This is a genomic window from Brevibacillus sp. TJ4 (assembly GCF_044627595.2).
GTDB lineage: Bacteria > Bacillota > Bacilli > Brevibacillales > Brevibacillaceae > Brevibacillus.
This window is the reverse complement of sequence record NZ_CP185865.1, coordinates 1,349,170-1,361,441: the sequence shown is the minus strand read 5'-3', so window position 1 is coordinate 1,361,441 and position 12,272 is coordinate 1,349,170. Positions and strand designations below refer to the sequence as shown.

The following is a 12,272-nucleotide window of genomic DNA, read 5'->3' as shown; positions in this document are numbered from 1 at the left end:
TCATTGGGGCTTTCACTGGAATCGTCTTTTGACAAATCCTATTGATTAATCATAATATAAGGTCACATGAACTTATCTATTTTTGTAGCAAAGGGGGACGTCATGTGGAACTTCTGCAACTAACCCGAAAAGAAATGTCGCAGCTTCTGATCTGCTTGCAGGGCGATGGCGAGCATCCCGACACTCCGCTGTCCATCCTGCAAAAGGCATGGTCGAGCAACCACAAGCAGGATATTCGCAGCGGAAAGAGCTTCTCCGCCTTTATCGCCACTTCGCTCCCGCCGATCCTGGAAAAGCTGATCAAACAGGAGAATCGCAACCCCGGCCTGTCGTTAAGTGAAATCGTCACATTGGGAAATCAGATTGAGCATACCCATTTTTCGATTACTTCTGTGCAAAACTGGGTGAAGCGCGAGATCAAGGAGTGGATCGGAACGCCACGGCAGGGAAAAAAATACTCGATTGAGCAGGCTGCGCTGCTCTTTCTCGTGGAAGACCTGAAAGCGACGCTCGACTTCGAATCGATTCGCAAACTTTTCTCCCTTATCTTTCACAATCCCGATGATTATGATGACGACCTGCTCAGCCCTCTCCACCTGTACGCCGCATACTCCTCGATTTTTGAAGAGCTGGACCACGACAACGACCACGTCGTGGATGCCGCGGTAAAGCCGTTTTCGGGAAGCGCCCACGTGCAGTTGATGGACAGCCGGATTCAGGAAAAAGCCAAAAGCTACGTGGAAGAGCTCACCCATCTCAACAGCGAGCAGAAGGAAGCGATCGCCAATACGATCGTCATCGCCATTCTCTCCGTGCAGTCTGCCTACTTTCAGAAGCTGTCCAAGCAATACTTGAACGCGACGATTTTTTTGCGCAATCTCGGCCCGATGTGAAGCAGGCGAGCAAAAAACAGGAGATCCCTTTCGCATACGCAGCAGGGGATCTCCTGTTTTTTTATGTCGGAACACAAGCGTCTTATGCATGTCGACTGCGATACAGCAGATAAATAAAAAACGGCGCACCTACGCTGGCGGTAAATACCCCGGCGGGAATATCGAGGGGAAGGAATGCCGTACGCGCGATCGTATCGGCGGTCAACAGCACCAGACTGCCGATCAGGGCCGCTACCGGCAGCAGGCCGCCATACGAAGGACCGACCAGCTTGCGCGCGATGTGCGGGGCGATCAACCCGACGAAGCCAATCGCTCCTACGACCGCGACAGCCGAACCAGCCAGCGCCACACTGATAAACAGCAGGACGAACCGATGGCGCTGGACGGGACTGCCCAAGCCTTTTGCCACATCGTCGCCCAACTCCTGAATGTTGAGATTACGCGCGTACAGCATCGCCACCGGCAGCAAAAGCAACACCCACGGGAGCAGCGTGTACACCTGGACCCAGGAAGCGCCGTAGATGCTCCCCGTCATCCAGATATACGCCTTGCTCGCGGCAGTAATCGGGCTGAGCACAATCATCAGCATGGTCAGCGCACTCGTCGCCGCGGCCACGCCAATCCCGATCAGAACGAGCCTCGTCGAAGTGACTCCGCGCTTCCAGGCAAGGACGTAGATGACCAGCGAGACGAGAGCTGCGCCGGTAAATGCAGCTGCCGGCAGCAATTTGATGCTGACGGCTCCCCCCAGGTAGGTGATGAATGCCACCGCTGCACACGCAGCCCCACCCGTAATGCCGATAATATCTGGCGAGGCGAGCGGGTTGCGCACGATCCCTTGCAAGAGCGCCCCGGATACGCTCAGCGCCGCTCCGGCAAGCACGGCGAGGACAGCGCGCGGAAGCCGCAGCGTGCCGAGCACCAAGGCATTCTCCGCCGTTCCCCAGCCCATGACCGTGCGAAACACCTCAATCGGCGAGATCAATTTGCTCCCGAGGATAACACTGAGCACAAAAACAGCGATCAGTATGACAAGCAGCAGGCTGACGATGACAATCGTTTTTTGCGGCAACAGAAAGGAAAAACGTCCTGTCTTGCTGCGGAAAGCAAATAGCCGGTTCATGGCGAAGCCCCTTTCGAGCGGAACTCTGTCCGAGCCGTATAAATGAAAAATGGCACCCCGATCAATGCTGTCATCACCCCGAGCGGCATCTCCTGGGGCATGATCAGAAAGCGTCCCGCTACATCCGCCAGCAGCAGCAATATCGCGCCGAGGACCGCACTGTAGGGGATCACCCAGCGATAGTCGATCCCGACGAAAAAGCGGGCGATATGCGGCATCACCAACCCGACAAAGCCGATGGAGCCCGCTACGGCGACAGAGCTTCCTGCAAGCAGGATGACCGTGATCGCGATGACGACTTTGACGAGTCCAGTTTTTTGCCCCAGTCCTTTTGCCACATCCTCGCCGGTAGACAAAATATTGACCGGGTAGGCCAAGAGCAGCGCGGTAATCCCCGCGACCAGCATGTAGGGCAAGACCGGCAGCAAGTCCTTGATGTCTTTGCCCGCCACTGAACCAGCCAGCCAGAACATCACGTTTTGCAGACCGGATTCATTGAGCACGAGCATACCCTGCGTCATCGAGGAAAACAGCGCCGACATCGCAGAACCGGCGAGCACGATTTTCAGCGGGGTCATCCCCTCGCGCCCGAGGGAGCCGAGAAAATAGACGGTAAAGGCGGAAATGCCCGCTCCCAGAAAAGCGATCCAGATCAGTTGGTCGAGGCGTGAAATCGGCAAAAAAGCCAGTGCCAGCACGACGAAAAACACCGCCCCGGAGTTGATCCCGAAAATGCTCGGAGAGGCCAGCGGATTGCGCGTCATGGCCTGCATCAGCGCTCCGGCGACGGCCAGATTGGCCCCGATCAGGCTGGCAAATACAGCGCGGGGAAGCCGGGTCGTCTGGATAATGACATGCTCGTCCGAAGCCATATCATACCGGAGAAACGATTCCACTACCGTTTGAAACTGAATATCGGTCGTTCCCAAGGCGATGCTTGCGATAAAGGAAATCGAAAGCAGTATGAGGGCAAACACCAAACCCAGCACCTTTGAAAAGGTCTGGTGCAACAATGGTCTCACAACAATCCTCCCTTTTTTTGAGCGGACATGAAGAAAACAGCGCAAACTGCCAAGCCATAAGGCACAGGCAAATCTGATCGTACGAAAAGAAAACTGTCGACACTGTCCGTCAACAGCTTCCTTTTTCTAGTAGCTATTTCAATCCGTAGAACTCATACAGATCCGCGACCATTTCCTTCGCCGCCAGCGGACCGGAGCCGTTGTTCCACACCGCTGCGTCCACCTCGAACACGCGGTTGTTGGCGACAGCGCGCAAATTTTTCCAGAGCGGATGACCGGTCCAGTCTGAGCGCAAATCCAGTCGTCCGTCGTCTCTTTGCGCCGTCTGGTCAAAAATCAGATCAGCGTCCATCTGCGGGATGTTCTCTTTGGAAGTGAGCTTGATCCCCCAATCTTCGCCTTGCTGGCTCGTCGGACGGTTGATGCCCAGCTCATCCAGGACGAGCGCGGAAAAACCGGTGTAAACGATGCGGGCATGGTCCGGACGGAAGTCGACGATACCTACCTCCAGGTTCAGTTGATCGCCCATTTTTTCCTTGAAGTCCGCGACCGTTTTCGCCCAATCGGCGAGGAAATCTTCCTCTTCCGCTTTTTTGTTCAATGCTTCTGCGGACAGGCTCAGCGTATCTTTCCACAGATGGACTTCTTCGGTCATCACCGTCGGGGCGATTGCCGACAACTGCTCGTAAATCGCTTCATGGCGCGTTTTCGATGCGATGATCAAATCCGGTTGCAGGGCGATGATCCCCTCCAGGTCGGGCTGGTTTTCCGAACCGAGATTGGTCACGCCCTCCATTTTGTCGCGGATGTACAAATACCAAGGCTGCTCGATCCACGACTCGACAGCCCCGACAGGTTTGACGCCTAGTGCCAGGGCAGCATCGGTAGCCCCCTGGAACAAGGTGACCACTTTTTCCGGAGTGCCTGTGACCTCGGTAGTGCCCATCGCATGCTCGATCGATCTCGTCTCGGCTGCTTGCGGCGCTGCCGCCTCAGATGGCGTTTCTGCCGGTGCCGGCGTATTCGGCGCCGCGCCTTGCTGACTGCCTCCGCAGCCCGCGATCACCAATGCCAGCAGGAAAACGGATGAAAGAAATACGGATAATGTTTTGTTACGAAACACGCTGCGTTCCCCCTCTGTTTTCATCAACATTCTCGAATTTGATTCTCATTCTCATATATAAAGGGGCATATTGCCGCACATCCCGACTCACCTGCCCCCTCCCAGCCCGTCAGCATCAGCAGACGATTCAGGTCTGATATGCGGGATCACCTTCCATTTCAGCCAAAGCTGGTTGGCTGCGAGCAGTGCGGCTGAACAAAGAAAGACAGTCGGCAGCCCGAAATGCGAGGCGAGCACGCTCATGCCGCTGGAGCCGACGATTCCTCCCAAAAACACGGAGCAATGAAAATAGCTGTACGTCCTGCTTTCCATGCCTTTTGGGGCGTAGTGGCGGATCAGCGTATTGAGCGACGGCATCAGACCGCCCAGGCACGCCCCTGTACAAAACCGCAATGCGATGAATTGCGGCAATTGTTGGACAAACGCCTGCGGAACCATAAACGCAATCGCTCCCATTACTGCCAGCCTGAATACGCGATGCGTGCCGAACCTGTCGCCCAGCTTTCCCAATTGCGGCGCCGATAGCATGTTGGCGATCCCCAGCGCTGCTGTAGCGACGCCTGTCAGCAGGACGACGTTTTGCTGATCGGGTGCGAGCATCTGCACGTACAGCGGGATAAGCGGTACGGTGCCGATCATCGCCGCCTTGACCAATGCAGCGGAGACAAACAGCGACGCAACAGGCTTTTGCGAGATGATCTGCCGGAAATCCTGGGCGAAGTCCGTTCGCTTCACTGTACTTTGGTTTTTCTCGAATTTCTCCTTGACCCAGAAAATGACGATCACAGCAGCGACAAACAGGCTGACCCCGGTAATACAAAATACAGCACTGAAGCCGAATTGGGTCGCGAGCACTGCTCCCAGCAGAGGTCCGCAGACGCTGCCGCCCACCGTGCTGGAATGTAAAATACCGAGGGCGTAGCCGCTTCGTTCCTGCGGCGTATTTGTCGCTGTCAAGGCGATGGCAGCAGGAGCAAAGCCGGACATGATTCCGTTCGCCAGACGAAGCAGCAGGAGCTGCGCAGGGCTCGTCGCAAACCCCATCAAGGTAAACGTGATCGCCATGCCGAAGGCGGAGCGGACAAGCATGACTTTACGCCCGTAACGATCAGCAAATTTCCCCCAAACCGGCGAAAAGAGAAAGGCAGTGAGCAGGTTGGCACCGTAGATCAGACCCGACCAGACGAGCACTTCGCCCTGATCGGCAACTCCCAGCTCCTGCAAGTACAGCGGCAAAAACGGAGTGACGCAGCTCATGGAAGCCGTGGTGAGAAATTGCCCGAAACAAAGAATGAACAAGTTCCGTCTCCACTTTTCCACGATGATGGCCCATTCCTTCCCCCTACCGGGTTTTTACAAAAGCGCTCGTGCAATTTGATCGACGACTTGGTTGTTGCCGATCGGACCGTAGTAGCCGATCCATACCGTCGTGTTCACGGTACATACATGGTTGGCTTTCACGGCGTTCAGGCCTTGCCAAATCGCGGTCTGTCGGTACTCATTCGTCAGCCTTGCATTCGTATTGTCTTGCAAGACGAACAGCCGGTCCGCGTCCAATGCCGCAATCGCGTCAAGCGGCAAGAGCGAGCTTGTCCGCTGGTGATCCACGGCCATGGCCGGAGCGGCGATACCGAGATCGCGATACAAAATCTTCGCGGTTCGATGCGAGGTCGTATGCAGCCGGATCGCGTTGTCGCGCGGGCGAATCAGGGAAACCGTCTGCCTGCCCAGCTTGGCTCGCAGCGCATCCTTCAGATGGACGATCTTTGCATTGTATTCGTCGATCACTTTTTGCGCTTGCCGAGGCTTCCCGACGATTTCTCCCAAGACCGGCAGCGTCACGCGCCAGTCCTCATTTCTGTCGAGTACCAGTGTCGGCGCGATTTTCGCCAGTTCGCTGTACAACTGCACATGGAGCTGGGTGCAGATGATCAGGTCCGGCTCGCTTGCGACAATCGCCTGCAAATCAGGCTGATCCTTTGTGCCGATCATCCTGACTCCCTCCAGCTCATCACTCACGTAGCGAAGAAATGAACCGGTGTCGCTCGTGCCGACGACGCTAGCCACCGGCTGCTCGCCCAACGCCCAAAGCTGGTCAACGTACTGGTAATCAAGGACGGCGATCCGTCTGGGGCGCTTTCTCCACCCCCTGCTGTCCTGCTTGCAGGGAAGCGGTCTGCTGGCGCTGACTGCCATTCCCCCTTCTTTTCTGGCTTCTCTTTTGCTGTTGTCGGCCACTCCTCCGCCATCTTCGCTGCCGACCGGAAGCGCTGCTTGTGAATCGCTGTATGCGAGCTTTGCCGCTTCGTTTTGCGTGTGAGAAAGAAAACCATTCTCGACAGCTTCACTATATAAGAGCGTTTCTTTGGAGACAATGTACATTTGCGACACGCGAGATGGATTTTGGCGACGGGGTCCCTGCTGCAATGCCTGTTCCTTGAACTGGCTCGGCGACATGCCCACGTACTTTTTGAACATACGGCTGAAGTAGTAGCTGTCCGCGTAGCCGACCTCTCCGGCGATGTGCGCGATCGGCGCGTCTTCCAGCAGCAACAGGTCTTTTGCTTTTTTCAGGCGAACCTGGATCAAATACTCCATCGGCCCTACATTCAGCTCCGCCCGGAACATGCGCTGCAACTGCCTTGCGCTGCAATCCAGCATCGCCGCCAGGGACTGTAGCGAAAGCGCCTCGGCGTAGTGCTCCTCGATGTATTGTACGGCATGCCCGACCAGAGTGGGACGTGTCCGCTCGCTTCCCTCTTCACGCATCTGCTTCACAAGTTCATAGAGAAATTGATGGAACAGTGCCTGGACGTGAAACCTCGCCAGCTCGTCGCGATCCTGCCAGCCTTGGTGCATCTGCTCCATTTTTTGCAGAAGCGAGAGCGGATAGCGGGGCAGGAAGCTGTATGTCCTCTGCAAACGGGCAATCGATTGCGGCAGCCCCGCTGGCAGAGGCGTCGCGGCTGCTAGCACCATGCGGTAGGTGACGATGGTGCACGCGAATTCCTCCCATACCCGGACTGTCTCTACCGTCGCTCCAGCGCCTGCGTGCACGATCCAACAAGGAGCTGCCTCGTAGGCGGTCGCGTCTATGGTGATCGTCGCCTTTCCTTGACTGGCAAGCATAAAGACGCTGTCCGATAGCCGGTCGCCACCTAGTACCTCTCCCGACCTCAGTTCAGTATGGCGCACGTCCAACACATGCAAGGCAGCATGATTCCACAGCAGTAGCTGATCTCGTATCGACACGTTCTTCCCCCCTCTCGCGTCGTGTCAACATATACCTTGGTTGGATGCATTTATTATATCGATAATGATTCTCATCATCAATAAAAACAGCGCATTGCCCGGAAAAAAGACCTCCGGGATGTGCTCCCGAAGGTCTTGTAGCTTTCACGTCATCGCGATCTGCTATTCGATGTAGGCGTATTCGAAGTAGGTATGGCCGATGTAGTTTTTCATTACGCCTTTTACATGCGGCTTCACCAGATAGTCGTCCTGGTAGAAGTAGAGCGGGAAGACCGGCATTTCATCCATCAGGATTTGCTCAGCCTTGGCGTAGTTTTCGGAGCGCTTGACCTGATCCTGGATGGCCCTGTTTTCGTTCAGCAGCCTGTCGTATTCGGCGTTGCTCCAGCGATTGTCGTCGGCTGTATTGACTGTCTCAAACAGTGCCAGGTTGGTCATCGGATCGAGGTAGTCTCCCGTCCAGCCGTTTCGGGCGATGCTGAAATTGCCCATCTCCAGTTCATCCCAGTAAATTTTCGACTCCAATGTCTGGATGCTGACTTCGACGCCGAGGTTTTCCTTCCACATGCTGTGCAATGCCTGGGCGATGTCTTTGTCGGTATTGCTGGACATCGTCAGGAATTGAATTTCCGGCATGCCTTGACCGTTCGGATAACCGGCTTCGGCGAGCAGGCGTTTTGCCTCTTCGATATCTTCCTTGAACAAGTCACCGACTACGTCGCGGTACTGCTTGTCGGTATCGACCAGGTGAGGCATTCCGTACGGCACGAACCCGTAGGCGACTTTGTACGTTGCTTGCAGCACGTTTTCCACGATCGCTTTGCGGTCGATGGCAATCGCGAATGCCTTTCTCACGCGCGGGTCGTCAAACGGCTTGCGGGTCGTGTTGAAGTCGAAGTAGTACGTACCGATCCGCGCTGCGGTGGCGTACTCCGGCGTATCCTTGTACTGCGCCGTCGCTTCGCTGCTGACGTTGTCGGACACGTCAATTTCGCCATTCGTGTAGGCAGCCAGCTCCCCTTCCGGCGATTCGATAAAGACGATCTCCAATGTGTCGATCTGTACCTTGTCGGCATCCAGGTAGTTCGGATTTTTCTTCAGCACGTATTTTTGCTTTGGATGAATCTCCGCCAGGGTGAACGGTCCGGTCGACAGGTACGTCTCCGGTGATTTTGTCCACACGTCGGTGCCTTCTACGACATCTTTGCGAACCGGATAGTAGGAGGTCGCACAGAGCAGGTTCAGGAAGTAGGTAGTCGGGTTTTCCAGCTCGACTTCCAGCGTCAGGTCGTCGACTGCTTTTACCCCTACCTCGTCAGCACTGACCTTGCCTTCGTTGTACGCCAGGCCGTTTTTCAGGTAGTACAGGTCAAATGCCGCCCCGGAGCCCAGGTCCTTGTTCAGCACGCGCTTCCAGGAGTATTCGAAATCATGTGCGGTCACAGGCTGGCCGTCGCTCCACTTGGCGTTCGGGTCCAGCTTGAAGGTGTACTTCGTAGCCGTCTCATCGACGATCGTCTCTTTCGCCAGAGCAGGCACAGGCAAACCGCTTTGGTCGATCTTGTACAGCCCACGGAACAGGTTTTGCAGAACGATGGATGAACGAGAGTATGAGTTCATCGTGGGATCGAGTGTCTCCGGCTCGTCCGGTAGCGCGTAAATAATCTTTTTCTCTTTTTGATCCCCGCTGGCTTCCGGCGCCGGTGTTTCGCTGGTACCCGGACTTGGCGTGGAGCTGGTGGAGCTGCAGCCGGCGATGACCGTTGCCGCCAAAGCAAGTTTGCCGATCAGGCTGACGAACTTTTTCATGTTGTTCCCCCTCTTGTTTTGTTTTCTATGAAAATCTGTCGTATGAGACAGCTTCCATACCCGCAATCGTTTTTTAGTGAACAATATGGCAGGCAACCTGATGTCCATTGCCCATATCCTTCAGTTGCGGCTTCGTTTCCCGGCACGCCTGTACCGCGTACGCACAACGGGTTTGGAAGGCACATCCCGGCGGCGGGTTAAGCGGGCTTGGCACATCGCCCTGGAGATGAATCCGCTCGCTTTTCTCCGCCAGGTCAGGATCGGGAATCGGCAAGGCCGAGAGCAGCGCCTTCGTGTACGGATGCTGCATATTGGTATACAATTCGTGGGCATCAGCGATTTCCACGAGATTGCCCAGGTACATCACGCCTACCTTGTGCGAGATGTGTCGGACCATCGACAGGTCGTGGGAAATGAAGAGATAGGTCAAGCCGAATTTTTCTTGCAGTTCTTCCAGCATATTGACCACCTGCGCCTGGATGGAGACGTCGAGCGCCGAGATCGGCTCGTCACAGACGATGAACTCCGGCTCTACCGCCAGCGCCCTGGCGATGCCGATGCGCTGTCGCTGTCCGCCCGAAAACTCGTGCGGGTAGCGGTTGATGTGGTCCTGCTTGAGTCCGACCAGCTCGATCAGCTCCTTGATCCGGTCGGTGCGGTCTTGTCCTTCGTACATCTTGTGCACATCCAGCGGGTCGCCGATGATCTCGCCAACAGTCATGCGCGGATCGAGCGAGGCGTACGGGTCCTGGAAAATCATCTGCATCTTTTTGCGGTAGGGCAGCAGTTCCTTGTGTGTGAGGTTCTGCAACGGCGCTCCGGCAAACAGAATCTCGCCTGCCGTCGGCTCGTACAGCTTGAGAATCGTGCGTCCGGCGGTCGTTTTTCCGCAGCCGGATTCGCCTACCAAGCCGAGCGTCTCCCCTTTCTGGATGGAAAAACTGACGTTGTCCACCGCTTTCAGGAAGGTGGCTTTGCGGCCGAACAGCCCTTTTTTCACGACGAAGTGCTTTTTCAGGTTCCGCACCTCAACCAGGGTCTCCTGCTTTGACGTCATACCGGCACACCCCCTTTCACCTTGGCCGCTTTCGGGTGCATCAGCCAACAGGCGGCGCGATGGCTCTCTGATACGGAGAGAGGGACCGGTGGAAGCTGCGCGCAGACTTTCATCGCATGCTCGCAGCGGGCCGTAAACGGACAGCCCTGGGGCGGTGCCAGCAAATCAGGCGGACTGCCGGGGATAGGGATGAGCTTCTTTTTCTCCCCTTCCTCTACTTTCGGCATGGAACGGATCAAGCCCCAGGTGTACGGGTGCTGCGGGTTGTAGAACACTTCCCGGGTCGTTCCTTCCTCGACGATCTGTCCGCCGTACATGACGATGATGCGATTGCACATGCTGGCGACGACGCCGAGATCATGCGTAATCAGGACGATCGAGGTATCGAATTTCTTTTTCAGCTCCTGCATCAAGTCCAGGATTTGCGCCTGAATCGTAACGTCGAGCGCGGTCGTCGGCTCATCGGCGATCAGCAGCTTGGGATTGCAGGAGATGGCGATGGCGATCATGACCCGCTGCCTCATCCCGCCGGAAAATTCATGCGGATACTGGTTCAGCCGGCTTTCCGGGCTGGGGATTTCCACCAGCTTCAACACTTCGATCGCCCTTTTTTTCGCTTCCGCCTTGGACAGCTTCTGGTGGATGCGGATCGGTTCGATCAGTTGATCCCCGATGGTAAACAACGGGTTCAGCGAGGTCATCGGGTCCTGGAAGATCATCCCGATCTCGTTGCCCTGGATTTTGCGCATCTCTTTCTGGTCCATATCGAGAATTTCTTCGCCGTCAAACGCGAGCAGATCGGCATTGACCCTGGCATTGTCGGGGAGCAGCCGCATGATCGAGAGCATCGAGACGCTTTTGCCCGATCCCGACTCTCCGACGATTCCCACCGTCTCCCCTTTGTTTACGTGAAACGAGATGCCGCGCACGGCTTGCACCTGCCCTGCATCCGTATGAAAAGTCGTCTTCAGATTGTTTACTTCGAGCAATTTCACATCCAACACCCACCTTTATTTCTTCAGCCTTGGGTCCAGCGCGTCACGCAGTCCGTCCCCGATAAAATTGAGGGCAAACATCGTGAAGCTGATCATCAGCGCAGGGAACAGCATTTGGTACGGCTGTGTCAGCAAAGTCGGAATCGCATCGTTGACCATCGTTCCCCAGCTTGCGATCGGCACCTGGATGCCAATCCCCAAAAAGCTCAGGAAGGCTTCCGAGAAAATGGCGGACGGGACGAGGAAAGTAACGGTAACGATAATCGGCCCGATGCTGTTGGGAATCAGATGCTTGAACAAGATGCGCAGGTTGGACGAACCGATGGAGCGTGCCGCGAGTGCGTACTCCTGGTGTTTTAAGCTGACGACCTGCGAGCGGACGATGCGCGCCGTCCCGATCCAGGAGGTGAGGCAAAGCGCGATCAGAATACTTTGTATACTGTTTCCGAGAAACATCATCACCAGAATGATCCAGAGCAAATCCGGAATGCCGATCAAAATGTCGACGATCCGCATCAGCACCATGTCCACGCGGCCGCCAAAGTAACCGGAGATTCCACCGTAAATGATTCCGATTACCATGTTGATGGCAGCAGCGACAAAGCCGATCAGCAAGCTGATTCTCGCGCCGTACAGCGTGCGCACAAAGATGTCGCGGCCAAACTTGTCGGTGCCAAACCAGTGCTCCGACGACGGCGGCTGATTTCCGTTGCTCAGGTTTTGTCCATCGTACGTGTATGGCGAAAGCATCGGCCCGAAAATGGCAAATGTCGTCATCACGATCAGAAAACAGAGGCCGATCATCGCCAGGCGGTCTTTGCGAAATCTGCGCCAGGCATCCTGCCAGTAGGAGACGCTGGGGCGGGCAATCGTTTCGTTGCTACCCTTCCCCTCTTCGTCCAGCTTCTCGAACATATCGTCTGGCAAGTCTGTGTACGGGTCGTCATGCTTTCTTGGTTTACCGTTGTCATCCAGTCGGATTGAGATCATGTGTTCAC

The 12,272-nt window shown here is 55.8% G+C and carries 10 protein-coding genes; 1 reads left to right on the top strand and 9 read right to left on the bottom strand.

Annotation, left to right across the window (positions count from 1 at the left end; genetic code table 11):
- Positions 1–104: 104 nt before the first annotated feature.
- On the top strand, positions 105–893 hold the full coding sequence (locus ACAF76_RS06470; RefSeq protein ID WP_400163111.1) for a DUF1836 domain-containing protein: 789 nt from the start codon (positions 105–107) through the stop codon (positions 891–893).
- A gap of 82 nt (positions 894–975) precedes the next feature.
- Here ACAF76_RS06470 and ACAF76_RS06465 read toward each other — a convergent pair whose 3' ends face one another.
- The 9 genes from ACAF76_RS06465 to ACAF76_RS06425 form a co-directional block, all read right to left on the bottom strand.
- On the bottom strand, positions 976–2,016 hold the full coding sequence (locus tag ACAF76_RS06465; RefSeq protein ID WP_400163110.1) for a FecCD family ABC transporter permease: 1,041 nt from the start codon (positions 2,014–2,016) through the stop codon (positions 976–978).
- On the bottom strand, positions 2,013–3,038 hold the full coding sequence (locus ACAF76_RS06460; protein ID WP_400163109.1) for a FecCD family ABC transporter permease: 1,026 nt from the start codon (positions 3,036–3,038) through the stop codon (positions 2,013–2,015). Before ACAF76_RS06460 ends, ACAF76_RS06465 begins: the two co-directional genes overlap by 4 nt.
- Positions 3,039–3,171: 133 nt before the next feature.
- Positions 3,172–4,161 (bottom strand): ABC transporter substrate-binding protein, encoded by a 990-nt coding sequence (locus ACAF76_RS06455; protein WP_400163108.1) that lies wholly within the window; start codon positions 4,159–4,161, stop codon positions 3,172–3,174.
- A gap of 87 nt (positions 4,162–4,248) precedes the next feature.
- Positions 4,249–5,460, bottom strand: a complete 1,212-nt coding sequence (locus ACAF76_RS06450) for an MFS transporter (protein ID WP_400163107.1) — start codon at positions 5,458–5,460, stop codon at positions 4,249–4,251.
- A gap of 54 nt (positions 5,461–5,514) precedes the next feature.
- The gene (locus ACAF76_RS06445) at positions 5,515–7,413 is read right to left on the bottom strand and encodes a helix-turn-helix domain-containing protein (RefSeq protein ID WP_400163106.1); all 1,899 of its coding nucleotides are present in this window, start codon (positions 7,411–7,413) and stop codon (positions 5,515–5,517) included.
- A 162-nt stretch (positions 7,414–7,575) separates the two neighbouring features.
- On the bottom strand, positions 7,576–9,222 hold the full coding sequence (locus ACAF76_RS06440) for a peptide ABC transporter substrate-binding protein (RefSeq protein ID WP_400163105.1): 1,647 nt from the start codon (positions 9,220–9,222) through the stop codon (positions 7,576–7,578).
- A 73-nt stretch (positions 9,223–9,295) separates the two neighbouring features.
- Positions 9,296–10,279, bottom strand: coding sequence for an ABC transporter ATP-binding protein (locus ACAF76_RS06435; RefSeq protein ID WP_400163104.1), 984 nt, complete (start codon positions 10,277–10,279; stop codon positions 9,296–9,298).
- Positions 10,276–11,280, bottom strand: coding sequence for an ABC transporter ATP-binding protein (locus ACAF76_RS06430; RefSeq protein ID WP_400163428.1), 1,005 nt, complete (start codon positions 11,278–11,280; stop codon positions 10,276–10,278). Before ACAF76_RS06430 ends, ACAF76_RS06435 begins: the two co-directional genes overlap by 4 nt.
- A gap of 9 nt (positions 11,281–11,289) precedes the next feature.
- Entirely contained in the window at positions 11,290–12,264 is a 975-nt protein-coding gene (locus ACAF76_RS06425) for an ABC transporter permease (RefSeq protein ID WP_400163103.1), read from the bottom strand.
- Between the last annotated feature and the right edge of the window lie 8 nt (positions 12,265–12,272).